The sequence below is a fragment of the Bradyrhizobium sp. BR13661 genome, from assembly GCF_029892425.1.
Taxonomy (GTDB): Bacteria; Pseudomonadota; Alphaproteobacteria; order Rhizobiales; family Xanthobacteraceae; genus Bradyrhizobium.
In genome coordinates, this window is sequence record NZ_JARXWB010000035.1 from 52,943 (window position 1) to 77,521 (window position 24,579).

At 61.5% G+C, this 24,579-nt stretch carries 20 protein-coding genes and 2 pseudogenes; 8 read left to right on the forward strand and 14 right to left on the reverse strand.

The annotated features are described in order from the left end of the window. Positions 1-8: 8 nt before the first annotated feature. Both M2427_RS36150 and M2427_RS36155 read right to left on the reverse strand, forming a co-directional pair. The gene (locus M2427_RS36150) at positions 9-2,177 is read right to left on the reverse strand and encodes an ADP-ribosylglycohydrolase family protein (protein ID WP_280711578.1); all 2,169 of its coding nucleotides are present in this window, start codon (positions 2,175-2,177) and stop codon (positions 9-11) included. Between the two features lie 34 nt (positions 2,178-2,211). Further along, positions 2,212-3,267, reverse strand: coding sequence for a LacI family DNA-binding transcriptional regulator (locus M2427_RS36155; protein WP_280711579.1), 1,056 nt, complete (start codon positions 3,265-3,267; stop codon positions 2,212-2,214). 76 nt (positions 3,268-3,343) lie between these two features. Here M2427_RS36155 and M2427_RS36160 point away from each other — a divergent pair, with 76 nt between their 5' ends. The 4 genes and pseudogenes from M2427_RS36160 (at position 3,344) to M2427_RS36175 (ending at position 7,175) form a co-directional block, all read left to right on the forward strand. Then, on the forward strand, positions 3,344-4,684 hold the full coding sequence (locus M2427_RS36160) for an extracellular solute-binding protein (RefSeq protein ID WP_280711580.1): 1,341 nt from the start codon (positions 3,344-3,346) through the stop codon (positions 4,682-4,684). A gap of 7 nt (positions 4,685-4,691) precedes the next feature. Next, positions 4,692-5,540: a sugar ABC transporter permease gene (locus tag M2427_RS36165; RefSeq protein WP_280711581.1), complete on the forward strand. Its 849-nt coding sequence runs from the start codon at positions 4,692-4,694 to the stop codon at positions 5,538-5,540. Further along, positions 5,537-6,364: a carbohydrate ABC transporter permease gene (locus M2427_RS36170; RefSeq protein WP_280711582.1), complete on the forward strand. Its 828-nt coding sequence runs from the start codon at positions 5,537-5,539 to the stop codon at positions 6,362-6,364. The genes M2427_RS36165 and M2427_RS36170 overlap by 4 nt, the downstream gene beginning before the upstream one ends. 59 nt (positions 6,365-6,423) lie before the next feature. After that, a pseudogene (locus M2427_RS36175) lies at positions 6,424-7,175 on the forward strand (IS5 family transposase). Between the two features lie 54 nt (positions 7,176-7,229). Here the strand turns inward: M2427_RS36175 and M2427_RS36180 are convergent. The 7 genes from M2427_RS36180 to M2427_RS36210 all read right to left on the reverse strand — a co-directional run bounded on the left by M2427_RS36180 (position 7,230) and on the right by M2427_RS36210 (position 15,493). After that, a complete protein-coding gene (locus M2427_RS36180; protein ID WP_280711583.1) occupies positions 7,230-8,552 on the reverse strand; it encodes an MFS transporter in 1,323 nt (440 codons plus the stop codon). A gap of 43 nt (positions 8,553-8,595) precedes the next feature. Further along, complete coding sequence (locus M2427_RS36185) at positions 8,596-9,537, reverse strand: hydroxymethylglutaryl-CoA lyase (protein ID WP_280711584.1); 942 nt, start codon at positions 9,535-9,537, stop codon at positions 8,596-8,598. Further along, positions 9,534-10,727 carry a CaiB/BaiF CoA-transferase family protein gene (locus tag M2427_RS36190; RefSeq protein WP_280711585.1) on the reverse strand — a complete coding sequence of 398 codons (1,194 nt, stop codon included), beginning with the start codon at positions 10,725-10,727 and terminating at the stop codon, positions 9,534-9,536. Before M2427_RS36190 ends, M2427_RS36185 begins: the two co-directional genes overlap by 4 nt. A gap of 108 nt (positions 10,728-10,835) precedes the next feature. After that, positions 10,836-11,792 (reverse strand): LysR family transcriptional regulator, encoded by a 957-nt coding sequence (locus M2427_RS36195; RefSeq protein ID WP_280711586.1) that lies wholly within the window; start codon positions 11,790-11,792, stop codon positions 10,836-10,838. 736 nt (positions 11,793-12,528) lie between these two features. Beyond that, positions 12,529-13,296, reverse strand: coding sequence for a transporter substrate-binding domain-containing protein (locus M2427_RS36200; protein WP_280711606.1), 768 nt, complete (start codon positions 13,294-13,296; stop codon positions 12,529-12,531). A 27-nt stretch (positions 13,297-13,323) separates the two neighbouring features. Then, positions 13,324-13,677, reverse strand: coding sequence for a cytochrome c (locus M2427_RS36205; RefSeq protein ID WP_280711607.1), 354 nt, complete (start codon positions 13,675-13,677; stop codon positions 13,324-13,326). Positions 13,678-13,777: 100 nt separating this feature from the next. After that, positions 13,778-15,493 carry a PQQ-binding-like beta-propeller repeat protein gene (locus M2427_RS36210; protein ID WP_280711587.1) on the reverse strand — a complete coding sequence of 572 codons (1,716 nt, stop codon included), beginning with the start codon at positions 15,491-15,493 and terminating at the stop codon, positions 13,778-13,780. A gap of 1,098 nt (positions 15,494-16,591) precedes the next feature. Here M2427_RS36210 and M2427_RS36215 point away from each other — a divergent pair. Beyond that, a pseudogene (locus M2427_RS36215) lies at positions 16,592-16,759 on the forward strand (IS701 family transposase); the annotation flags it as partial. Positions 16,760-17,243: 484 nt separating this feature from the next. Here the strand turns inward: M2427_RS36215 and M2427_RS36220 are convergent. Together M2427_RS36220 and M2427_RS36225 are read right to left on the reverse strand one after the other, a co-directional pair. Then, the gene (locus tag M2427_RS36220) at positions 17,244-17,525 is read right to left on the reverse strand and encodes a hypothetical protein (protein WP_280711588.1); all 282 of its coding nucleotides are present in this window, start codon (positions 17,523-17,525) and stop codon (positions 17,244-17,246) included. A 12-nt stretch (positions 17,526-17,537) separates the two neighbouring features. After that, positions 17,538-17,735, reverse strand: a complete 198-nt coding sequence (locus tag M2427_RS36225) for an alpha/beta hydrolase fold domain-containing protein (protein WP_280711589.1) — start codon at positions 17,733-17,735, stop codon at positions 17,538-17,540. A 54-nt stretch (positions 17,736-17,789) separates the two neighbouring features. On the opposite strand from M2427_RS36225, the gene M2427_RS36230 reads away from it, so the two are divergent. Beyond that, entirely contained in the window at positions 17,790-18,134 is a 345-nt protein-coding gene (locus M2427_RS36230; protein WP_280711590.1) for a hypothetical protein, read from the forward strand. Positions 18,135-18,447: 313 nt separating this feature from the next. Here M2427_RS36230 and M2427_RS36235 read toward each other — a convergent pair whose 3' ends face one another. The 3 genes from M2427_RS36235 to M2427_RS36245 all read right to left on the reverse strand — a co-directional run bounded on the left by M2427_RS36235 (position 18,448) and on the right by M2427_RS36245 (position 21,472). Next, the gene (locus M2427_RS36235; RefSeq protein ID WP_280711591.1) at positions 18,448-19,167 is read right to left on the reverse strand and encodes an SDR family oxidoreductase; all 720 of its coding nucleotides are present in this window, start codon (positions 19,165-19,167) and stop codon (positions 18,448-18,450) included. Between the two features lie 10 nt (positions 19,168-19,177). Beyond that, the gene (locus tag M2427_RS36240; RefSeq protein WP_280711592.1) at positions 19,178-20,422 is read right to left on the reverse strand and encodes an acyl-CoA dehydrogenase family protein; all 1,245 of its coding nucleotides are present in this window, start codon (positions 20,420-20,422) and stop codon (positions 19,178-19,180) included. Positions 20,423-20,533: 111 nt separating this feature from the next. Beyond that, positions 20,534-21,472 (reverse strand): helix-turn-helix domain-containing protein, encoded by a 939-nt coding sequence (locus M2427_RS36245; RefSeq protein ID WP_280711593.1) that lies wholly within the window; start codon positions 21,470-21,472, stop codon positions 20,534-20,536. 718 nt (positions 21,473-22,190) lie between these two features. On the opposite strand from M2427_RS36245, the gene M2427_RS36250 reads away from it, so the two are divergent. Further along, positions 22,191-23,198, forward strand: coding sequence for a LacI family DNA-binding transcriptional regulator (locus M2427_RS36250; protein ID WP_280711594.1), 1,008 nt, complete (start codon positions 22,191-22,193; stop codon positions 23,196-23,198). Between the two features lie 58 nt (positions 23,199-23,256). Further along, positions 23,257-24,501 carry a sugar ABC transporter substrate-binding protein gene (locus tag M2427_RS36255; protein ID WP_280711595.1) on the forward strand — a complete coding sequence of 415 codons (1,245 nt, stop codon included), beginning with the start codon at positions 23,257-23,259 and terminating at the stop codon, positions 24,499-24,501. Positions 24,502-24,579 lie beyond the last annotated feature (78 nt).

Below are 24,579 nucleotides of genomic sequence, written 5' to 3' on the forward strand. Positions count from 1 at the left end.
GCGTTGTTCTATCTAAAATCCCTATTCAGCACTGGGGAAACGTGCACCTGTTCAGTTGAGATAGAGCCGCTCTCGACGACAAGCGCGACCGCTCCCCCCGTCAGTGGCAGCTCGCTGGTGTCCTGAACGCTGAACAGCCTTTTGCCGTCGACATGGGCTTCGATCGCGCTGCCGATCACACGCAGCTCGACCTCGTATTTGCGATCAAACTCCCAGGTGAAGCGTTCGCCGGCGAGCACGACCTCGTCATGCACGCGCTTGACAAGGCGCACCCGCCCACCCTCGATACGATCGAACATCAGCGCGTAATAGCGCTCGCGCCCCTGCACGCGCGCGGCGAGGCCCCAGGCATTGGCCAACAGCGGTGTGATTTCCGACCTGACTTGATAGTCCTTCCAGTCGCGTGAGCCCTGCGCGATGAAGCCAAGACCGTCGCCATTGGTGACGCGCAGGCCTTCCCAGCGGGTCTGGAACTGGCTGACATTGTTGACCCAGGCGTACTTCCACATCGTGCTGAGATTGTTGTCCGGCCGCTTCAGCACGGTGTCGGGCGCTCCACCCCAGGTCAGGTAATCCAGATACAGCCTGCCATCGACACCGAGCGGATCTGATGTCTCGATCTCGACGCCGATCTCGAAGATCGGATAGGCGTGCGTCTCCGGTACCTGCCAGCTCAGCACGGCCTCGCAACCGCCCTTTAACTCCTGCGCATCGCCATAGATCTGAACCAGCTCGTCGCGCTCGTCATAGACGCTGGCGAAGAGGCGTGCGCTCATCGTGCCGCTGTCGGTCTCTGATTCCAACCGGCACTCGACGCGCTGGCCCGAATGCAGCGTCGGGCACGACACCAATTGATAGGTTGGCATCGTAAACACCTCCTTGTCGAAGAAGGTTGGGCTGGCGATACGCGCGACACGGCCGGGCGCGAGGCGGCGGCAGTCGATCGCGAGGCTGCGCTCACCGGTGCGGCTGTGGCCAGCCACATTGCTCAGCTTGACCTCGTGCAGCCGCGCTGGCGACCCGCCCTTGACGTTGAAGCCCTGCAGGCTGCCCGGGAAATTGAAGTTGAAGCGCGCGCCGTTCTTGGCCACCGCGAGTGCCGGCGCGCCCGCCAGCGCGAGCCCCGCTGCGACCAGCGACTGCGTCTCGATCACGGCGTCGGTGATCGCGGCGCCGCCGTCGGCGGTCGAGATGTACATGCGATCGGCAATCGGCGAGCGGAAATCCGGTCCAGCGTCGAGGCCGGCAAGGCCAGTTCGGATGCCAAAAAGGCAACCGACATTGCCGGCATTGCAATCGGTGTCCCAGCCCGCCGTGTTAGCGATCCGCATCGCCTCCTGAAAGCTGTTCTCGCCGTACAGCGTCGCGAGGATGATCAGCGCGTGGTTCGGTACGACATGGCAATTGCCGAGGAACTTGTCGTAGCCGTAACGCTCGGCAATCAGAGCGCGAGTGCGCTCCCAATCGTTGCTGTTGTCGCCGGCGTGCCAGTCGCGGACGTCGTTGACGACGCGGCGGATCAGCGCGTCCTCCGGGACGACGGAAAGACCGATGTCGATCAGCTTCTGCACATCGCGCTCGACGAAGGCCTGCGCCTCCATCGCTGCCAGCAGCTTTGCGGCATGCACGGATTCGCCATCATGGCTGACGCGCCCGGCCTGGTCGGCGAGATAAGCAGCCTGCTCGGGATCGCCGGGGCTCACCATGGCCCAGCCATCGATGAAGATCTGCGCGCCGATCTGCTCGGCCACAGTGGCGCCGTTCAGCTCGATCGAACCGCTCTGCGGCGCCGGGATGCCGGACTTCAGGCGCAGATAGGCGGTGTGCTCGGTGGAATTGCCGACGCCGCCCCACCACAGCACGGCGCGCTCCTCGACAATATAGTTCAACCAGGCCTGGCCGACCTGCTTGGCGGTCAGGCGCTTTGGGTAGCCGTTGTCGGCAAGCGCGCGCGGAAACGCAAACGTGCCGGAGACGTCGTCATCGGTGACGACGAGATGATGCGAGCGCAGCGCGACGTCGCGGCGCTCGTTGACGTAATAATTGATCGGCCCGAGTTCCTTCATGATGCGCTCATAGGTCCAGCCCTCGAAAGGCCGGCCGAGATAGACGCCGATGAGCTTGCCGAGTACGCCGGCATAGACGCGCTCCGCGTAGTCATGAGGAATTGCCGTCACTTGTTCACTCCCACGTTCAATTTCCGTCGCCCAGTCAGACCGACGAGCGTTTCACGATCTCGAATTTCAGCTCATGGCTCTTGCCGGGTGCCCTAAGCCCGCCCGGCTGCAACCGCCTCACCAGCGTCTCCGCCGCCAGCGCGCCGAGGTCGAACTCCGGCTGGCGCACCGTGGTGAGGCCGAGCAACTTCGCGACCGGGATGTCGTCGAAGCCAGCAATCGCGATGTCGTCGGGAATCGAGAGCCCGGCGTTGCGCGCCGCTTCCATCGCGCCGAGCGCCAACACGTCGCTCGCGCCGAACACGGCGGTCGGGCGATCACCCTTGCGCTCGAGCAGCCGCGTCATCGCTCGCGCACCGGATTCTTCCGAATACGCACTGTCAGTGATGAAGTCGGGTGATAACCCAGCCTCGCGCATCACCGCGCCATAGCCTTGCGCGCGGCGATTGCTCGGGCCGAACTCGGCCTGGATCATGGCGATGCGCCGATGCCCACGCGCGATCAGCAGCCGAGTCATCTCGGCGGCGGCCTCCGAATTGTCGATATAGACGCTGTCGATCGCGAGCGGCCCGTCCGGCTTGTGCTGGCTTTCCAGCCGCACGAGCGGAATGCCTTTGCGAGCGAGCACTGCAAGCTGCGGCACGCGCAGATGAAAGAATGTCGCGACGACGCCGTCGGCGCGGCCCTGCAACAGCCAATCGATCGCGCGCGCCTCACGCTCGCGCGTTCCGTCCGTGTCGAAGATCAGCACGTCATAGCCAGCGGGCGCCGCGACCGTCTGCAAGCCACGCACGAGGCCGGGATAGAACGGGTTCGTAATGTCGGGGATGACGCAGGCAAAGGTCATGGTGCGCGCACTGCGCAGCATCCGCGCCGGATGGTTCGGCCGATAGCCAAGTTCTTGCGCGACTTCGAGGATGCGCGTGCGCGTCGCCGGCGGGACGGATGGTGTCTCGGCCTTGTTGAGGACGAGCGACACCGCCGCCTGCGAAACGCCGGCGGCGAGCGCAATATCCTTCTGCGTGGGGCGGCCGGGCGCCTGATTGTCGCGCCCCTTCCCCCGCTTGGTCCTGGTTGTTGACGTCGCCATTTCGCTTAGTTATACGTATTACTAAAGGAAAATCAACAAACGCTATTCCCGCCCGAGGAAACTGAGGTTCATTGCCATGACCATGACCCGACGCCAGCTTGTCGCCGCCATTCCCACCGCAGCGCTTGCAGCAAATCTGCCGCGCGGTGCCCGCGCCGAGGACGGGCGCAAGGTCGTCACCTTCTGGTTCGGTCAGGCAAACTCGGACGGCCAGGCCGCGTTGCGCAACGATCTGGTCGAGGCGTTCAACGCCTCGCAGGACAAATACCTGCTGCAGATGGAAGTGAAGGGCGCGGCGGTCAACAATCTGTTGAAGGTCGCCCTGGTCGCCGGCAATGGTCCTGATATCGTACAGACCGCGGGACCCGCCTATCTCACCGCGATCGCCAATGCCGGCCAGGTGCTGCCGCTCGACGATTTCGCCGAGAAGTACAAATGGAAGGACCGCTTCCTCGCGCCGCTGCTCAATACCAGCGTCTATGGCGGCAAGCTCTATGCGCTGCCGCGCGACTACGAGTCGATGCACCTGTTCTACAACAAGGAGCTGTTCAAGCAGAACGGCTGGAAGCTGCCGTCCAACCGGCAGGAGATGGAGCAAATCGCCGATGCCGCGATCGCCAAGGGCATCATCCCCTTCGGCGCCGGCAATGCCGACTGGAAGGGCGTCAACGAGTGGCTGATGACGGTGTTCTTCAACAACGTCGCCGGCCCCGACAATGTCCGCAAGGCGCTGTCGGGAGAACTGCCCTGGACTGCCCCGCCCTTCGTCGAGGCGGTCGAGCTCTCGAAGGCCTGGTACAACAAGGGCTATTTCGGCAAGAACTACTTCTCGCTGACAATCGAGCAGAGTTTTCTCCAGGTCGTGAACGGCAAGGCGGCGATGGCGCTCAGCGGCACCTGGTCGTTCGGCACCAAATCCTACGGCATGTCAAAGCCCGATACGGTGATGGACGTAGCGCCCACGCCGAGCCTCGGCTCGGCTGTCTCGGGGCCGCTGGTGCATCTCGCCTGCGGCGCGACGCTGTCGATCGCAAAGACCTCACAGAACGCGGAAGGCGCCGCCGCCGTGTTCGAGTTCATGCTGACCCGCAAGTTCTACGAGGCGATGAACCGCGACTGGCCCGGCAAATGGGCCCTGCCGGTGAAGGATCTGCCGCCGGAGATGCTGAGCGGTATCGGCTATCCCCTGTTCGAGAAGACCATTGCGAACCTGCACGAGGCCTTCAGCAAGGGGCAGTACGGTTTCACCACCTGGACGTTCTGGCCGGGCGCGACCAACTCCTATCTGATCGAGGGCATCGAGCAGGTTTGGCTCAACAAAATCACGCCGGATGCGTATCTCACCCGGCTGCAGACATTGTTCAGCCAGGAAGCCAAGGAAGGCAAGGTGCCACCGCTGCCGCCGCGGACGGCCTGATCAAAAGATGTGGCTGTTCGCGCTTCCGGCGCTGCTGATCAATGTCTGCATCATCCTGGTGCCAGCCGTGCTGACATTCACGGCGGCGTTCTTCATCTGGGACGGCGTCGGCACGCCTGTGTGGGCTGGACTGACCAACTTCCAGAACATGGTCGCCGATCCCGTGTTCTGGTCGGCTCTGACCAACAATTTCATCTGGACCGCGATCTTCCTCACCGTCCCGGTCTGCCTGGCGCTGGTGATGGCGGCGGCGCTCTTGATGGCGCCGAAGGCGCGCATCGTCGTGCAATCCATCATCTTCCTTCCGCGTATCATCGCAGTGGCGGTCACAGGCCGCATCTTCCAGGGCATGATCTTCAGCCCTGCGACCGGCATCGTCGCCTGGCTGAACGAGCACGGCTTTTCGATCTCGGATCCGCTGGCAGATCCCGACCGCTCGCTCTACGCGGTCGCGGCCGTCGATATCTGGCACTGGTGGGGCTTTCTTGCGGTTGTGTTCCTGGCGGCAATGCGGCAGATCAGCGTCGACCAGATCGAGGCGGCGCGGCTCGACGGTGCTGGTTTCTTCGCGCTGTTTCGCTACGTGCTGCTGCCGGGCATCAGCCCGACTTTGACCCTCATGCTCATCCTGACCGTGATCTGGTCGTTCCAGGTCTTCGAGTTCATCTTCATCGTCACCCGCGGCGGCCCGGCCTATGGCAGCGAGGTGCTGGCCACCTTCGCCTATCGCCACGCCTTCTTCGAGGGCGATGTCGGCCATGCCGCGGCGGCCGCCTGCGTCATGAGCCTGTTTGGACTCTGCGCCACCGCGGTCTATCTCCGGCTCCAGATCACCGACGACGCGCAATCGACATGATCGGGGATCGCTGGAGCAGGACGTTTGCCCTGGGGCTGATCGGCGTCGCGTCGTTCAGCTCGCTGCTGCCGATCGCGCTCGCGATCATGAACGCGCTGAAAACGACGACGGAAATCGGCTCGAACCCGCTGGCGCTGCCGACCCAGATGCACTGGGAAAACTTTTCGTCGGCCTGGCGTAACGCCCGGCTTGGACCGAGCCTGTTGCACAGCGCCGAGGTCGCGTCTCTCACCATCCTGATGGTCTGCGTCACCGCGACGCCTTGCGCCTATGTGCTGGCGCGACAGAAGGGCAAGCTCTGGCGCTTCATCACCTTCTACTTCATGGCCACGATTACCGTGCCCGTGCAGCTCTACCTCTATCCGCTCTATTTCATCTTCGCCAAGCTGGGACTGGTGAATTCGATTCCGGCGGTGGCGCTGATCTACACCGCCATGTTCTCGCCTTTTGCGATCTTCCTGCTCCGCACCTATGCGCTGGCCATTCCCGTCGCGCTGGAGGAAGCCGCGCAGGTTGACGGCGCGCGGCCGTGGCAGGCCTTCTGGTATGTGATCCTGCCGATGATGCGGCCGGGATTGCTCACGGTCGCGATCATCGTCGGGCTGAACGCCTGGAACGAATTCGTCATCGCCGTGACGTTCCTGCAGAACGACAGCAACGTCACGGCGATCGTGCGCTTCTACAACCTCACCGGCCAGTACTCGACCGATTGGGGTGAGATGCTCGCTGCCGCCGTGACGATCGTGCTGCCGATTGTCGCGATCTTCGTGCTGCTGCAACGACAGTTCATCGACGGAATGACATCGGGTGCGGTAAAGTCGTGAGCTAGGGTCTGTCTGGATTCAGGATTCTCATTCCAGCTTGGTTGTGATTCAAACTTGGGATGAACCGATTCGTTTTGACTGACGCCCAATGGGCGATGATGGAACCACATTGCCTTGGCAAGCCGGGCGATCCCGGCCGGGGCGGCAAGAACAACCGGCTGTTTGTCGAAGCAGTCTTGTGGATCGCCCGGACAGGCAGTCCATGGCGCGATCTGCCGCGCGCCTTCGGCAACTGGATAACCGTGTACACGCGTTTCCGCGACTAGGCGAAGGCAGGGGTCTGGAAGCGTCTGTTTGCTGCGGTCTCAGACGAGCCGGACATGGAATACGTCATGGTCGATGCTACCATCGTCAAGGTCCACCGCCACGGACAGGGCGCAAAAGGGGGACGCAAAACCAAACCATCGGCCGCTCGAAAGGCGGTATGACCACCAAAATTCTGGCACTTACCGACGCGCTCGGCAATCTCGTGCGCTTCGTGCTGCTGCCAGGACAGCGCTTCGACACGGTCGGCGTCCCGTCGCTCATCGAGGGGCTGGCCTCCGATGCGCTGATCGCAGACAAGGCATCCGACAGCAACGCCATCGTCGCCGACCTCGACCAACGCGGCGCCAAAGCAGTCATTTCCCAGCATCCACGCCGCGCACAGCCTATCGCCATCGACAAGGAAATGTACAAATGGCGGCATCTGATCGAAAGCTTCTTCTGCAAGCTCAAGGAATTCAAACGCATCGCAATGCGCGCCGACAAAACCGATCTGAGCTTCGAAGCAATGATCAACCTGACCGCCGCCGTGATAAACTCAAGATGAATCCAAACAGACCCTAGCTTGCAAGGCGGTCGATGAGTGAGCTTCGGGACAAGCTCAGTTCGGCAGATCGCTCGCCTTCAAGTCGCGAGGTAGGGCCGTCAACAACAGGATCGCGCAGAGCACGCAGAGGCCGCCGATGACGTAGAGTGCGGGCGTCGTGCTGCCGGTCCAGTCCTTGACGGAGCCGACCATCAGGGGGCTCACAATGCCTCCGATCTGGCCAAGCGTGTTGATCAGTGCGATGCCGCTCGCAGCGCCCGCACCGGTCAGGATCTTTGGCGGCAGGGTCCAGAATATTGGGATCGCGGCAACCACGCCGGCGCCAAGAACGGCAAGCGCCCCCACCAGCGTCACGACATCCTTGTCGAAGGCTCCGCTGGCGAAGAAGCCGAATCCTGCGGCCAGGATCAAGGCGGCCACGAACTTAGGACGTTCGCCCGACGCATCGGACATCCGTCCGACCACCAGCATGCTGATGGCACCGCAGAAATAGGGAGCTGCCGTCAGGAAACCGATCGCTGCCGCGCTGCCGCCGCCAGCGGCCTTGATCAGGTCCGGCGCCCAGAAATTCAGCCCATACGAGGCGACCTGGATCAGGAAGTAGATGAAGCCCAGCAGCAGCACGCCCGGCATCAGCAGCGACCGCCACGCCGGATGCTCGCCGATCTCGCTCTTCTGCCGGTCGAGCTGCACCGAGATGAGACGACGTTCGTCGTCGCTCAGCCACTTCGCCTGCTCAATGCCGTCATCGAAACGAAATAGGACGACTAGGCCGAGCGCAACGCACGGGAGGCCGCCAGCCACGAACAGCCATTGCCAGCCGGCGAGACCATGCACTCCGTTGAGATAGTTGAGAATGAGCCCGGAGATCGGCGCACCGATGATCCCTGAGAATGCGGTGGCGAGGAAGAACACCGACGTCATGCGCCCCCGGTGCGACTTCGGGAACCAAAGTGTCAAATAGTAGAGAATGCCGGGCGCAAATCCTGCTTCCATGGCGCCGATCACAAACCGCAGTGAGTAGAACTGCCATTCGCCGCGCACGAACACCATAGCCGCGGTGGCGATGCCCCAGGAGATCATGATGCGGGCGATCCAGCGCCGCGCGCCGAAGCGATACAGCAGCATGTTGCTCGGCACTTCCAGCAGGACGTAGCCGACGACGAACAGGCTCGCGCCTAACCCATAGGCCGTGTTGCTGAGCCCGAGATCGGCTTGGAGCGCGGCTTTGGCGAAGCTGATGTTGACGCGGTCGAAGAACGCGAAGAAGTAGCAGACTATGATCAGCGGCATCAGCCGCCAGGCGATCTTCCTGATAACCAGATGTTCGGAGATCCGGGTGTCGACATGGCCGATGGCCGACGCTGTCATGGTCATGGTTTCCTCCTTATGTTATTTGAGATTCTGAGTTGTTGGATGTTCAGCCCGAGTGCCGGAATCGCTCCGGAATCGGATGTAGGTCCGAGGCAAGACCGGCCTTGGCGACCTGCCCCGGTGCGTCATGCCCGACCAGTCCGGTCAAACTGCATGACAGGTCAATCAGGCCTCGCAGATCGAGGCCGGTCGCGAGACCCATCTCGTGGCAGAGATTGACAAGATCTTCGGTACAGACATTGCCCGTAGACCCGGGTGCAAACGGGCACCCGCCCAAGCCGCCGAGCGCCGCATCGAAGCGTCGCGCTCCAGCATCATGAGCGGCCAGCACATTGACTAACCCGAGGCCGCGGGTGTTGTGGAAGTGAAGCGTCAGCTTGTCCGCGGGCACCAGCAGCAAGGTTCTGGCCACTAGGTGAGAGACCTGGTTCGGATTGGCCATGCCGGTCGTATCGGCGAGCGTGATGCCGTCGGCGCCGAGAGCGAGATAGCGCCTGACGATGTCCAGCACCTTGTTGAACGGCTGCGCACCCTCGAACGGACAACCGAACGCCGTCGCGACGGTGGCGTTGAGCAGAGCGCCGGCTTCATGAGCGGGCCCTGAGATTTCGGCGAGCGACGCCAGCGAGCGCGCATGCGTCATGTTCATATTCGCGCGGTTATGGGTCTCGCTCGCCGACATCACGAAGTTGAGCTCGTCGGCGCGTGCCGCCAGCGCCAGCTCAGCGCCGCGCCGGTTCGGGATCAATGCGGTGTAGACCGTGCCCGGCCGCCGCGTGAAGCCGGCGAAAACCTCGGCGGCGTCGAGCAGCGACGGCACGGCCGCGGGCGAGACGAAGGACGATACCTCGATGCGGGCGAAGCCGATCGCGGACAGGGAATCGATCAGCTTGATTTTATCGGGCGTCTCGACCCATTTCGGCTCGATCTGCAACCCGTCGCGCGGCGCGACTTCCTGAATGACGATGTTGGGTGGCGCCGCGGTCATTGCACCGCTCCAACGCGGCGCAGCCGCGCGATCTCGGCCTGCTCGAGACCGAGACCCGCCAGAACCTCGTCGGTATGCTGACCGAGCGTCGGACCCGACCATCTGACGTCGCCTGGCGTGTCGGAGAGTTTCGGCGTAATGCCCGGCATCTTCACGGTGACATCGCCCGGCAACTCGGTGGGCAAAATCATCTCGCGAGCCGCATAATGGGGATCGCTGACGATGTCCGCGACCGAGTAGATCCGTCCTGCGGGAACGTCGGCGCCGTCCAAGACCGCCAGAATCTGCTCCATCGTCCGCGTTGCCGTCCACGCGGTGATGGCGGCGTCCAGGATGGCGTTGCGGCGAACGCGCCCGTCGTTGCTGGCGAGCGACGGATCGTCGGCGAGATCCGGCCGGCCGACGACCTCCATCAGGCGCCGGAAAATCGCATCGCTATTGCCGGCGATGACGACGTGCTGACCGTCCGAACTCGGATAGGTGTTGGAGGGGCTGATGCCCGGCAGAGCGCCACCGGTGCGGGTCCTGACATGCCCCATGAGGTCATATTCGGGGACGAGGCTCTCCATCAGATTGAACACGCTCTCGTAGAGCGAGACGTCGACCACCTGGCCACGCCCCTGGCCGGTCTTGACCCGCAGCAGCGACATCAGAGCGCCGATCACGCCGTGGAGCGAAGCGAGGCTGTCGCCGATGCTGATCCCGACACGAGCTGGCGGGCTGTCCGGATCGCCCGTGGTGAAGCGAAGGCCGCCCATCGCCTCGCCGATCGCGCCGAAGCCGGACCTATCGCGGTAAGGACCGGTCTGGCCGTAACCGGAGATGCGTACCAGCGTCAGGTTCGGATTGAGCCTGGACAGCACGTCCCAGCCGAGGCCAAGCTTCTCGAGGCTGCCCGGCTTGAAATTCTCGATCACGACATCTGCCTGCGCCGCAAGGCGAAGCGCCACCTCGCGCCCCTCCGGCGACTTCAGATCGATCGCGATCGACTTCTTGTTGCGCGATTGCAGGTACCACCAGAGCGAAGTGCCCTGATGCAGCTTTCGCCAGCTGCGCAGCGGATCACCGCTGCCGGGCTGCTCGATCTTGACCACATCGGCGCCGAATTCAGCAAGCAGCCGCGCGGCGAACGGCGCGGCAATCAAAGTTCCAAGCTCGACGACTCGAATTCCGGACAGCGGTCCATCCACGGCAGGCGCTCCTCGACGATCTGTTTCGTCGAGATGTCGCCTACCAGGAGGTGTTGAGTCCAATAGTCGTTGATGAAGGAGCGTTCGCGGATGACGAACGCCGCAAAACTAGTGGGTGCTGGCCGAGGGAGAGCGCAGATGCGCGAGCATCAGATGGCTCGTTGCCGACAAGCCAGCAGGATCCCTTGTAACCAGCACCAGCTCGCGATCGGCCCAATCGTCGCGCAGCGGAATGGCTGCCAGATCCATGCCCTGGCTCAGCACCTCGAACGCGCGATCCGGAATGAGGCCAATGCCCATGCCTGCCTGGACCATGCGGCAAACCGCATCGAAGCCGGGGACATGAACACGCAACCGGATCGATTTGCCGATCTGCTGCGCGGTGTATTGCGATCGCAGATAGATCGAGCTGGTCGCGAAAAGGCCGACATGATCGTAATCGAGTGTATCGGCAAAGGACACCTCGCCGACCCGCGTCAACGGATGATCGGACCGCACCACGATGACGAGGCGATCGCTCCGATACGAGAAGCGTTCCAGCCCGCGGGTCGATACATCCGTCGAACAGATGCCGATCTCGGCGACGCCCTCCTCGACACCGCGAACGACGTCGGCGCTTGGCCGCTCCTGCAAATCGAGCCGCACCAACTCGTGCGACCGGAAGAATCCGGGCAGATCGTCGGGAAGGAATTCGACGATCGAGGACAGATTCGCAAGCATCCGCATATGTCCGCGCACGCCGCGGGCGTGCTCGGCCATGTCGACCGCGATCTTCTCGACGTTGAGCAAAGTGACGCGCGCATGATGCAGCAGCGATTGTCCCGCAGGCGTCAGAGCCATCCCGGTCGGGTGCCGCTCGAACAGGGCAACCTCGAGTGCCTCCTCCAGATCATGCATGCGCTTGCTGACCGCGGATGCGGCGATCGCTTCGCGTTGCGAGGCGCGCGTCAGATTGCGTTCTTCGCAGATAGCGATGAACAGACGCAAGGTGATCAGGTCGATGCGCCTGATGAGATCAATCTTGTGCGACGCAGTTGATCGCGGCGACGGTGTTTTCTGTTGCATGATCGGCTTCCCAACCTGCGAACATAAACCGTCACGTCTTGAAGATTTTCTCAAAATGCGGGGACGTTTGCCGCGAAATCGGAAGATGATTCCAATATCTGGCGAAACTAGGCAGTTCCATTCCAATTCGGCCCAGGGGCCGCTTGGTTGCGCCCTAATTTGGCGGCAATGACTGCAGCCGCCTCCATTCCGCTCGCGTTTTGCTTACGATCGTCCCGCCTAGTTCTTGCAATTCGTTGAGGCGAAGCGTTCTTCCGTGATCCAGCGCGTGGCATGGTCGTTCTCGAAGCTAAGGCGGCGCGGTGGCAGGCGACCTACCGACTTTCTCATCAGGGCATCGAGCGTATGCTCTTGGGCCGCCACCTGCGGTAATTGCAAACGCCCCGAGCAGACCAGCATTCTAGGATCAAAAGCAGTTGGCCTTGCCCGGTAATCATGGCGTGCGCCTAGGCCGGCATTCGTTCATTAAGCAGTGAGACCCAAGCCGCGCAGGAGCTTGTGCGTGCGGCTGACGTCTAAGCCGAGAATACCGGCAAACTCCACCTCGCGGTATCCGAGAATGGCAACTTTCCTCATGGTCCCCTCAAAATCGGCCGTTAGCAGGTCACGAACGGTGTAGAGCTGCAGGCCAATCTTCCGAAGCTCTCGACCGCGTGCGGAGCCGAGTCTCGTCATCGCCCCAGCCGCGATGCATCGTAAGAGATGGCGCCTGCTGGGTTGCGGCGGCGTATAGGGTTTACCTTGGCGACTGTAAGACGACACCGTAGCGCTCGTAGATCCGATGAATCGTACCGTCGGTCCGCAGCCGGTCCAGAGCTCCGTCGATGGCCTCGCGCAACTGGTCATCCGGTCGCACCATGCCAACGGCAACGTTCCAGTTGAGCCCAGCCTCGTTCTCGTCAAGTGCTAGGATGTGTACCGCCTTGTCCGGATGCGTCAAATTGAAATAGCTGGCGGCTGTCGGGGTGACCGCAGCCGCATCAATCTCATGATTGACAAGAGCCTCCAGGCTGTCGACCTCAAACCCAAAGGTCGACGTGGGCACGTGTCGCTGCCCGAGGGTCATAGCCGCCATCGACCCGACAAGGACACCAACTTTCGAGTGTTCGTCGAGGCTCCTGAATGACGTGAGCCGGCTTCCATCAGAAACCGCCAGCGCAACCCCTGTGCGGTAATACGGTTTCGATATTTTCAGGTTAGTCTCGCCCTGCGCTTCGCCATCGGCGATGATGTCGAGCACAATGTCACAGCCCGCACTCCTCATCTGGTATTGAGTGATGATCCAGTCCGGCCTCAGGGTGACGCCGAGCTCACGCGCGAACGCAGCGCCTAGTTCGATCTGAAATCCCGGAGGGTCACCGGCCTTGTTAGCGAAAGGCAGCGAATTGGGGTGGGCACATAATCCGAGCACACCAGAGTTGCGGATCGCATCGAGAGATCGGGCCTGCGCGACGCTGGTTAGTCCCACCAGGGCGCTGAACACGAGAGGGAGATAGCTCTTGATGGAATTAAGGGTGTAGATCAATGTGGCCTAGCCTTCATGTGGCTTCAGAGCGCGAACGTATTTAATGATCTCGTCGATCTGCGCATCGCTGAACGTCGCGCCGAAGGCTGGCATCGCGCCTTCCTTGCCGTTCTTGATGCGGTTGCGGATGAAGTCGTCATCCCGCTTTGTGTCCATCAGCTGCGGCCCCTTGCCGGCGGCGCGACCGCCGTCGGAGTGACACCAGCCACAAGTGGTCGCGAACAACTGCCCGACATCGAGCTGTTGGTTATCCGGAGCGCCCGGCGCAGGTTGCTGCGCGCGAGCGGCCAAGGTGGAAATCGTAAGAAGCGCGGCCAGTGTCGAGGTCGAAAACGTCGTGATCTTCCAAGCCAATCGCATACCGACCAACCCTACCTCTCAGCGATCATTTTGCGCAGAGCCTCGTTAGCTCCGCTTCAATAGAGGGAGCGACGCCGCCGCTCCCTCCCGACGTGACGGATTATTTCAGACTGTAGACAACGAGCGCGCCGTCGTCGCGAGGCATGCTCTTGTAGACGCCGCCGAAGGTCGGCGCGTAATCATCCGAGGCCATGCCGCCGAAGCCCGCGACGACCGCGATGTACTGTTTGCCATTGACGGCATAGCTGATAATGCCACCCTGGTGGCCAGTGCCGTCGCCGTGGCTCCACAATTCGGCTCCGGAGTCGGCATCGTAGGCATGAACCGTGCCGCGCGAATCCGGCACGAAGACCAGATTGCCTCCGGTCGACAACACGCTTCCAAGCGGCGGCTCGGGGAAGCGGACTTCCCACTTCTTGGCACCGGTGATGGGATCACGCGCGTCGAGGTGGCCGTAGATCTCACCGCCGGGCGGCGGTGCGATCTTGAAGTCTGCTCCGATGTTGAGTTGAGCCTGAGGAGCAACGATCGGAGTCGTCTTCTGAACTTCGAGCGTCATACACCATTCTTGGCCAAGCTTGTAATAGAGCCCTGTTTTCGGGTTGTACGATCCGGAATTCCAGCTCACCCCGCCCGATATATGAGGGCACAACGGTTCGGAAACCTTCCCGGCGGAAAAGTCGCGGCGGCCGATTAGCTCACCCGTCTTGGGATCGATGTCCTTGACGAAATTGCTGTTCTGCGTGATCCGCCACACGTTCTTGACAGCGAGATTCCGGTCATAAACGAAGATATATCCGCTCTTGTTAGGATGGACGACGTATTTCTGGCCATCGCGATCAAGCATCAAAAACTCGCCGACCGCACTATCAAAATCCCACGCGTCGTGGGGGAGCTCCTGGTGATAGGATTTTAGCTTGCCGCTGTCGATATCGAGCGCAATCACCGAGGTGGTGTAGAGATTGTCTCCCGGACGCGCGCCTTGCGTCTTGTAATCGGCTCCCGACCAATCGTAGAGCGGCGCCGGGTTTGCAGTGCCCCACAGGATTGTATTGGTATCGGCGTCGTAAGTGCCAGGCATCCAGCCACCGCCGCCACCGGTGCGCCAGGAGTCATTACCCCAGGTCTTCATGGCGTCGTCAGTGCCGGCGACCGTCAGGAATTCCCATTTCTTTTTACCGGTGGTGGCATCAACACCGAAGATCGGGCCGCGGCCTGGCCATTCACCGCCCTGCGCGCCGATCACCACCGTGCCCTTTGCGTATAGCGGCGCTCCAGTGAAACCAACGGTCAGTTTTTGGGAATCGATCAGCTTGGTGTCCCACATTACCTTTCCGGTCTTCATGTCGAGCGCGATGAGGTGGCCATCCATCGTTCCGACGTAGACCTTTCCCTCGCCGATGGCGGCACCACGGTTGTAGGGTGAGTGGGTCTGCCGCGCTACCAAGGCCTCGTCCAACTCGGGGAAGTAGGACCAGATTACCTCGCCGGTTGCGCCGTTCAGCGCAAAGGTGCGGCTATACGAGCCCGTGTAATACAGCACTCCATCCGCCGCGAGAGGCATCGATTGTAATCCTCGTGTCGAACGTCCCGGAATATGGATCCAGGCGACACTCAGGTTACTCACATTGCTCGGGTTGATCTGTGCCAGCGGGCTGTAGTGATACGATTTGTATGAGCCATGATAGGTCAGCCAGTCGTTCTGACCGGCGGCTTCGATCCGCGCCGTGTCCACCGATTGAGCGAGTGCCGATGATGCTGCGACGGCAGCAATAACAACAACAGGAAAACAAGAATAACGCCACTGCTTGTTCATGTAGAGTCCTCCCGCTTTTCTAGATCTTTGTGAATTGAGTGAGCCGCCTCCGATGAGTTTCGCCCTTCAAATGCGGCGCTTCTTCGTCGTCACGCAACCATTTTCAGCCCCTCGCTCGATTCACAAGGAGCTTCGCCGACCGGACCGGATACTGTGTGTACCCCGCCAGGGATCTTAGAGTAGCCCGGATCACATCTTGTGCAATGATGGAATACGATCGCCAGCGAACGACAGCGGTACTTACCGAAATTGAATCTTCCGGCTGACGGACCCGTTTCGGTGATAAAAAAATCTCCCGTAAAGCGGGGGAGTAGTACGGTTGCCAGACGGGCGTAATCGCCTTGCTAACAGTCGGGCACTCCAGCTGGGCGGGAGGATGCATTGGCGTTTGTACTCGTACCGGAAGAAGTGGTTGAGAAAGTGCCAGCGCTCGACCCGGATGAAGTTGCGGAGCCGACAGTCGTATTTCCGGATGGGCCGGTAGCAGTGGCGCCGCTTACGTCGCGAACTACCTTGTTGGCCACGTCCCAGCATTGCTTCTCGTGACCGCTGGACCCGCCTGTCGAGGCGCCTTGCGAATGCGCGAATGCACCGACACCCAACAATGCGCCGCTAATCGCCAAACCCAGATACATCTTTCTCATCAATGAGAGCTCCTCTTTAGGTGCCGACTGGAGTGCCGACCCCTCTGAATACGGGCGCGATGTCCAACGTTCCTGCGGGCGGGCGCAGCGCTTGGATCTTGTCCGATAGGTAAGGTCCGGCTGGCTGGTCTAAGAACAGGGATCGAGCGGCGCCTGGCGCGTCATCTCATTCGGAGACGCCATTGAGAACGTCATGCGGGATTTGGAGCACAAAGTGGACGACCTGATGGGTTACTTCGTGAAGGACGGTTAGTGGAGGCTCACAGACGAATAGCGGTGCCGCCCCACGTATGACTGCTTGCGGCCCATCGCGACATATTGCGCTGCCGCACGAAGTCGGTCGCTATAGGGCAAAGCAGACATTGCTTTAGTCGCATGAAGCCGCCGGGTTTAAGGGTGCACGGCCTCGTTGCGCACCTTTGCCATAAACATTATATGGCTATTAGCACTATTTGGCCTCTTCGAAGGGCGATCATGGCAAGGTCTTCATCGCCACGCCCTGATGAAAATCATTGCCTAAGCCTTCCGTCAACATCGTCGCCTCGCATACGCGCGGCGGGAAGAAAACAATCAACGGGCCCCCTCAACCTAACGTGCTCGCCGTACGTCACGCCATCCTTAATCTCATCCTGCAGCCGCCGGCGCCGTGGTGTAAGTACTGCCGAAATCACTCCTTGAAAAAGAGTGGCCAAGCATTTCAGCCGGAAACGGGCCGCGCCCGAAGCCGACGATATCCGCCAACCGCAGCGATCATCGTCAGCTCTAGTCACTGCGCTCCGAAGCTCAGCCTGACTGTTTCTAGTGGATCAATCTAAAGCCAGCCTGAAAAGCCATATGATCCCAGAACGCATGATCAGCGCAGCCAAGTCAGCGATCGTCATCAGGAAGGAAAGCGCAAGTGCAGGATCGACCTTCTGCAACTTGACCACACGGGTGAGCGGGGTGTGATATCCCTCTGTCGCACCCAAGTCGGCATTAGGCCCAGGCAGTGTGATAACTGCTCTGTTTAAAGTGATTCGCGCGATAGGATTCCCAGCGATTTCGCCGGGCTTTGATGAAGTTTGCTACGGAAGCATGAAGCCTGACAGACTTACTTCCCAAGCACATCAATCCCTCCAATTGACACCCGAGTCCCACCGGCCTTGTGGCCGAAGGAGGCCACGCGTGCCGCTGGTCAGGATGGTGGGCGGAAAGCCGGCCATGTCGCCGTAAACCGCCGACGGCAGCGGATCCTTCAGATCGTGACCCTTGGCGTATACGACCGTACCCGCGTCGCAGATGCCGTCCGGCGAGACCAGCACGTTGTCCAGCCGGGCATTGGTCACGAAGCTGTCGCCGACCTTGGTCACGTCGGACATCGGGGTGCCCGGCGCGATCGCACCCGGCATCGGCAAGCCGTCCTACTTGGCCTTGAGCATCATCTCCAACGTGAGAGCGCCCCCAGCCGCGCTGTCGAACACCGCGATCTGTTTCGGATCGGTGGTCTTGAGCAGCGTCTTGTACACCGTCATCCCGTCATCGAGCGCCGCCGGGAAAAAGGCTTCAGGCGGCATCCGGTAGTCGACCGAAACGACCTTGAAGCCGCCAAAGCCCGCCATGAAAATGGCTTCCGGCAGCGCGGCCTCGCCGGGGTTGAGGACGTAGCAGCCGCCGTGCCGGCGAACGTTTCACCATGGCTGCGGTTTGCGCTGCCGGCGGGACTTCTCGCGATCTGCCTAGTGCGTTTGATCCAGTGGGTGCGCCTGGACGGCAGCGAATTCTCCCCCGAGCAGGCCCAGCGTCAGCTGGTCAGAACGCGTATCGTCGCGATCGTCCCCAACACGGGCTTCGTGCTCTGGATTCTGGCGCCGTTCGGGGTCGTGGATCCCGACCTCCGCGCCCCGGTGGCGCTGCTCGTGTTCATGGGCTGCGTTGGCACGGCCTATTGCCTCGGCAGTTTTCCGCCGGCCTCCCTGCTGACGATGATCATCGCCGGCCCGCCAATCGCGACCGTGTAGAGCATCTGCCGAGTTTGTTAGATCGGAGCGGCAGAGAGAGGCGTTGCGGGCCCAATAGCTGGCAGACGCTGAAGAAGAGCCCTCCTGCCCTCAAAAAACCAGACTAGAGGCACATCATAGCAGTAAGCAGGTGTCGGGATCGACAACGTACGAATTTCGGTCATTGCTTCGATAGCGAATCTTCCGCCAATCCGCTGGCGTAGAATCGTGATCCGCGGGAAATCAAACCTCGCCGCCGGGCCCGCTCGCCAGGAGCGCTGTCGGCGATCGGCAGAAGGTTCGCCGAAGAACTTTTTTTCGACCGCCCCTGCTTCTAGGTGCGGTGGTGGCCGGCGGACTGTCCTCCATCTACGTGAAGAATTTCGCCTGTCACAAACCCTGCGCCGTCCAAGTAAAGTACCGCATCGACAACGTCGGCTATGTTTCCCATCCGGCCCATCGGGTGGAGCGCGGCCAACGCTTGATGCGCCTCAGGCGGATGCATCGGCGTTTTGATAATGCCGGGCGAGACTGCGTTGACGCGGACACCCGTGCTCGCATACTCGATCGCGAGCGCCTTGGTGGCCGCATTCAAGGCGCCTTTGGTAAGCGATGCCAAAGCGGCCGGGACGCTGTTCATCGGCTGGTCGACGAGACTGGTCGTGATCGTGACGACATGGCCGCGCCCCTGCTTGCCCATGATGTCGAGCGCACGTTGGGTCATGTGAAAGAACCCTTCAACGTTCGTCGAGACGTAGGCCTCATAATCGGCCCGAGTGTATGCGGTGAACGGCTTTGCCATGAACATGCCGGCGTTGTTGACCAGCGTGTCGACCCGGCCGAAACGCTCGAGCGCGGCGCTGAACGCCCGCTGCGCCATTTGGGGATCGCCGACGTCGCCCGGCACGGCCACCATGTCGGCATCTGCGCTTGCCTTGATTGATCGCGATGTCGCAACGACCCCGTAATTTCGCTGCCGAAAGGCCTCGGCAATCCCCGCGCCGATCCCCTGAGATGCTCCCGTGACGATGGCGACTTTCCGCTCTGTGCCCATAACCATCCCCTCAAGTTGCGCCGCTTGCCGCAAGCGGATCGTAGCTGCCTTGCCGAAACATCATGTGCAGTTGCCGTCGCCTGACGCCCATATTGCCGCCGTCGAAGATTGGCAGTGCCAGCGCATCCTGGAGCAGACGAGCGAACGGCGCTTCGTGATCGTAGCTATCGACGCCCACTACCCGCATGAGATCAGTGATCACGCGCACCGCGGCTTCCGAGCCAAAGATCTTGGCCTCGATGGCAAGCTCATCGGCCCCCGGCGACTGGGTATCAACCGCGTGACAGGCGCGCCAGCTGAGATAGCGGGCGGCCTCGATCGTAGTCTTGGCATCGGCCAAGGCGTATCCGACCGCCTGATGCTCGATGATCGGGTGAACGCCGCCGCGCTTTTCGATCTGGGCAAAATGCAGCGCGAACTCAAATGCCGCGCGCATGAGTGCCACGCCAAAGATGCCGACGAGCGCCGCAGTCCCCGTGAAGGCGGCCGCCGTAAGCGCGAGACCGGCCCCCTCCTCGCCTAATAGATTGCGGTGCGGTGTCGCAACATTCTGCAATCCGAACTGCGGCACAAGATGCGCGCGATGGCCGATCGTGTCGATGGCGCGTTCGAACACAAGGCCCTTGACCGGTCCCTCGACAGCAATGACCGAGATCGCTTCGCTAGGGGGCGCTTCGGAATTGGTTCGGCACACGACACACAGGACATCGGCGCCTTCGCGGTTCCAGCCCGTTGCCGAGGACACCCATTTCTTACGGCCGTTGATCACCCAGGTGTCGCTCTCCCGTCTCGCGGTGGTGCGAACCCCTTCGCCCGGCGGAGGCGAGCCGGAATTGGCGCTACCGCCCGGCTCGCTGGAGCAGAATCCGGCGAGCGGCGCGCCATTCTTCTTCAGGAACGACACCAGCAGGCGCTGACACTGCTCCGGCGTGCCGCCGAGCAAAATCGGCAAGAGGCCGAGCACGGTGCCGAGCATCGTCAGCGTCACGCTGGCGTTCACGCTGTAGAATTCCTCGGCTAAGATCGCCATGTCGATCAAGCCTGAGTTTTCGCCCCCCGCCGGCGACGGAATGCATTTGCGCAAATAGCCGGCCGCGACCATCGCCTCATAGGTGGGCCGGGTCGCGAGAAAGCGTTCTTCCGGTGTTGCCAGCAGTTCAGCCCGCCGAGCCTCGATGAGCACCTCGTTGGCGAACTTGCGCGAAGCGCGCTGAAGATCCCGCTGTTGCGTCGTGAGCGTGAAATCGATCGCCATGGCGATGTCCTCTGATCCCGGATGTCAACCGTCGGGCATGGGTATCCCGGGATCAGAAGAAAATCTTGGACAGCAGCGTCCGATTTCTTGGCGTGGACTGAACCGGATCAGTCAGCGTGCGCTGCCAGCACGCCGAAACTCGCGCGGGGCCAAACCGTGGCTGCGCTTGAATAGACGGTTGAAATGCGAGATGTCGCGAAAGCCCGCGGCAAAAGCAATTTCAGCAATGGTCCGGTGAGCGCATTGGGGATCTAGCAGCCGGCGCGTGCAGGCGGAAATCCGCCGGTCATTGACGTGTTCGCCGACCGAGCTATCCGTCATGGCAAAGAGACGATGGACGTAACGCTCCGAGCAGCGGAACTTCGCAGCGAGGGCGGCCGCGCCGAGCTCGGGGTCCTCGCTGTGCCGCGCGATATGGTCGATCATCATCGAAAGCAAGACCGGGATGTGCACGCGCTCAGCGGACAGATCGCTCAGCACGTCGGGCGCGTGTGCGATCAGATCGACCACATGCGCACCGACCGTGGCCGAGGTCATTGAACGCCGATGATCCGCCAGACAGATTTCGGCATAGCCAGCGAGCGTCTTCGACAGAGCCCGGCCCGTCTCCGTGCGAGACAGGTTGAGCCGCGGACGATCGAGCAGCCCGCTCGGCAGCAGCCGTCGGGGGATCGCAAAGCAGAAGAGCTTGAAGTTGTGGCAGTTGGCGATCTCGAACGGCTCCGTCGTATCGGCGACGGCGAGATCGCCGGGCGCACAGGTCTGCTCGTGGTTGCGCTGGTTTGTGCGCCCCAGCCCTTCGATCTGGAGGTTGATGAAACAAAGATCGTCGCTGCTCCCGGAAATATGTGGAGCAAGACGAACCACCGTATGGCGCGTCGCGGTCACCAGAGAGACCTGGATTGGCGCAGCATCAACTCTGGAAATAGTGCCTTGAAACGGCTCGTCCGCAATCCTGCGCGGCTCAAGACGAACAAATGCCGCAGCAAGGTCGTCCGCCCAACTTCCAAAGGGTTGATCGGCGCGCCGCAGCCTAGTCGACCATTCCATGAGCACCCCATACGAATTGCCAGGGTCCCGATCGGCACAGAATATCGCCGGGGTAATATGCGGTCAAATTCCCGGCAAATGGCACGTTCGTGTTCGCCCGGAAGCGGGAGAAACCTCCAAATATCCTCTTCTACGATGAGTCTGCTCAATCGAAAGGGGCGAAGATATTGAAACGAAGGAGAATTCGCACAGCAATCCGGCCGCCTGACAGGCCGCCCGGGAGCCGGTTCGTGCTCGGCAGATCTTGCCCCCGATTTATTGAAGAAGACTGCTTTCGCGATGGCGGGCGCACCAAGGCTCGAACCTGGGACCCGCTGACTAAGTGCCAGCTATGGATTGAGCAGTATCAATGACTTTCCAATCGCAACTCAGGTCTCCTCTGGACCTAAGTCAGCATTAGTCGCACGACCGAACGCTACCAGCTCGCGACGGTCGGACGGACTCCGGCTCCGCTGCTTCGGTCACGATGTGGGCCGAATGCCTCAGATCTTCGCCTTGACCGCCCTGTGGTGACTCCCGAGTGAGCCAAGGCGCATTGCACCCGCAAAAACCTCAGCCTAGCAACGTCCTCGCAATCGCGAGGATGACACGCGGTACCGCGCCGGGCGGCGCAGCTATTCTATTAATAGCCCGATCAATTACTGAGAAACCGTTTTCTCATTGCATCGTCGGCTCACTTCGACTATGAGAAACCGGTTTCCCATCGGGGATGGCGAGCTTGTCGAGCTGGGTATCGAGTGAGCGTGTGACGATCTACGACGTGGCCAAGGCCGCGCGCGTCAGCACTGCGACGGCATCAAAAGCGCTTAATGATTCCGGGCGGATGGCGCAGGAGACCCGCGACCGCATCAAACGCGTCGCGTTGGAACTCGGTTTCCGACCAAACTCTCTGGCGCGGAGTCTGACGCGCAAACGAAGCTTCACGGTTGGGCTGCTGACCAACGATACTTATGGCCGCTTCACGCTACCGGTCATGGCCGGGATTTCCGAGGGCCTGATCGACCATGGCGTGTCGGTGTTCCTCTGCGCGGTCGAGGACAATTCCGATCTTGCCAAGACCCATGTGGAAGCGATGCTCGACAAGCAGGTCGACGGCATCATCGCGACTGGCAAACGCATCGACAAGCCGCTGCCGGTGGACCTATCCGGTCTACCAGTCCCCGTCGTCTACGCACTGACTGCCGGCCCATCCGACGGTGTCACTCTGTTGCCAGACGACAGGCAAGGGGCGGCTGAGGCGGTGCGTCACCTGATCGCTCAGGGACGGCGACGCATAGCGCACATCACCGGTCCATCAGATTTCAAAGTTGTGCATGAGCGCGCGCTCGCCTGCGCCGAAATGCTCTCCGCGGCTACGCGAGCGAAGGACATGGGCACACTGTTCGGCTCATGGTCCGAGCGCTGGAGTCACCAGGCGATTGAAACGCTGTGGTCGGCCTCCGAAAAGCCGGACGGCATCTTCTGCGGCAATGATCAGATCGCGCGCGGCGTCGTCGATGCCTTGCGCGAACGCGGCGTGAGTGTGCCGCGCGATGTCTCCATCGTCGGCTTCGACAATTGGGAAATCGTTGCCAAGGAGACGCGTCCTCCGCTGACGACAGTCGACATGAATCTGAAGGAACTGGGACGACAGGCGGGGCTCGCGCTCGTTCGTCTGGTTAATGGCGAGGCGGTCGAAAAAGGAGTCTGGAAGCTGCCCTGCAGCCTGATCGTACGCTCGTCGTAGTGCTCTCGTCGAACAAAAATGGCCACCGACAACGAAGGCCGCAACCGGAGGAGATGAAATGAAGGTCCTAAAGGCAGGATTGCTGGCACTCGTGACCGTGTTTGCTTCCGCAGGCGGGGCACTGGCTCAACAAAAGCTGACGATGTGGTCGCGCTCGAGCAGCGAGGCGTTCATGCCGTCGCTGGTCAAAGCATTCAATGCCGCGCACCAGACGCAGATCGAACTGCAGATCGTACCCAACGCCGAGATGGTGCAAAAATACGCAATCGCCGCCGCCGGCGGTTCCGCGCCCGATCTGCTTTCGCTCGATCTGGTTTACACGCCGGCCTTCGCTGCGTCCGGCCAGCTCGAGGACCTGACCGAGCTGGTCAAAAGCTTCCCGTTCTTCGAATACCTGTCCAAGGCCCACCTCGGCGCCGGCACCTACGAGGGTCGCATCTACGGCGTTCCGATGTCGGCCGACGCTTCCGTGATGCTCTGGAACAAGCGCCTGTTCAAACAGGCCGGCCTCGACCCGGAGAAAGGGCCCACGAACTGGGCCGAGATCGAGGAGTTTGCCGGCAAGGTCAACGCCATCGGTGGTGACATCCGCGGCTTCTACTTTTCCGGTGCGTGCGGCGGGTGCAACGCCTTCACCTTCATGCCACTGGTCTGGGCTTCGGGCGGCGAGATTTTGGCAGAGGGCGCCAAGCGCGCTACGCTGAACACGTCCCAAATGCGCGATGCTGTCGCGCTCTATCGCGGACTGGTGGCCAAAGGCTACGTGCCCGAAAGCGCCAAAACCGATACAGGAGCCAATTTCTTCGGCGGCTTCGCCACTGACAAGATCGGCATGTCGCCGATCGGCGCATTTGCAATCGGCAACCTGGTCAAGAACTACCCGAAGGTCGAGTTCGGCGTGACCTTCCTGCCCGGCAAGACCGGGGGCAAGGCCTCCTTCGCGGGCGGCGACAATTTCGTCGTCACGGCCGGACGCAAGAACCTGCCGGCCGTGCGCGAATTCCTGACCTTCGTATATTCGCTCGAAGGCCAAACGCTGCTTGCCAAACTGGGCAGCCTGCCAACGCGCGGCGATATCGCGGCTGAGGCTGTCAAATCGCTCGACGAACGCTATCTGATCGCTACCGAGGCGATGAAGATCGGCAAGACGCCGTCGTCGCCGGTCTACAACGACATCATCAACAGCAGCACCGGCCCCTGGAAGCAAATGCTGAACGAGGTCTTCTTTGGCAACGATGTCGAGGGCTCCCTCGTCAAGGCGGAGAAGACGATGCAGTCGATCATCGACGCATCTGGAAAATGACCAGTGCGGGGACCGCGCCCTGCGTCATCTCAATACGAAGCTCGGGCGGCTCTTGCGCCGGGCTACCTACCACTTCGT

Coding starts and splice junctions, on each gene's coding strand:
- M2427_RS36155 (WP_280711579.1), bottom strand. CDS start 3,267: ATGGCGACGTCAACAACCAGGACCAAGCGGGGGAAGGGGCGCGACAAT.
- M2427_RS36180 (WP_280711583.1), bottom strand. CDS start 8,552: ATGACCATGACAGCGTCGGCCATCGGCCATGTCGACACCCGGATCTCC.
- M2427_RS36185 (WP_280711584.1), bottom strand. CDS start 9,537: ATGACCGCGGCGCCACCCAACATCGTCATTCAGGAAGTCGCGCCGCGC.
- M2427_RS36255 (WP_280711595.1), top strand. CDS start 23,257: ATGAAGGTCCTAAAGGCAGGATTGCTGGCACTCGTGACCGTGTTTGCT.
- M2427_RS36210 (WP_280711587.1), bottom strand. CDS start 15,493: ATGAACAAGCAGTGGCGTTATTCTTGTTTTCCTGTTGTTGTTATTGCT.
- M2427_RS36240 (WP_280711592.1), bottom strand. CDS start 20,422: ATGGCGATCGATTTCACGCTCACGACGCAACAGCGGGATCTTCAGCGC.
- M2427_RS36195 (WP_280711586.1), bottom strand. CDS start 11,792: ATGCAACAGAAAACACCGTCGCCGCGATCAACTGCGTCGCACAAGATT.
- M2427_RS36205 (WP_280711607.1), bottom strand. CDS start 13,677: ATGCGATTGGCTTGGAAGATCACGACGTTTTCGACCTCGACACTGGCC.
- M2427_RS36235 (WP_280711591.1), bottom strand. CDS start 19,167: ATGGGCACAGAGCGGAAAGTCGCCATCGTCACGGGAGCATCTCAGGGG.
- M2427_RS36225 (WP_280711589.1), bottom strand. CDS start 17,735: ATGGCGGGCTTTGGCGGCTTCAAGGTCGTTTCGGTCGACTACCGGATG.
- M2427_RS36165 (WP_280711581.1), top strand. CDS start 4,692: ATGTGGCTGTTCGCGCTTCCGGCGCTGCTGATCAATGTCTGCATCATC.
- M2427_RS36245 (WP_280711593.1), bottom strand. CDS start 21,472: ATGGAATGGTCGACTAGGCTGCGGCGCGCCGATCAACCCTTTGGAAGT.
- M2427_RS36170 (WP_280711582.1), top strand. CDS start 5,537: ATGATCGGGGATCGCTGGAGCAGGACGTTTGCCCTGGGGCTGATCGGC.
- M2427_RS36160 (WP_280711580.1), top strand. CDS start 3,344: ATGACCATGACCCGACGCCAGCTTGTCGCCGCCATTCCCACCGCAGCG.
- M2427_RS36220 (WP_280711588.1), bottom strand. CDS start 17,525: ATGCCGGGTGCGATCGCGCCGGGCACCCCGATGTCCGACGTGACCAAG.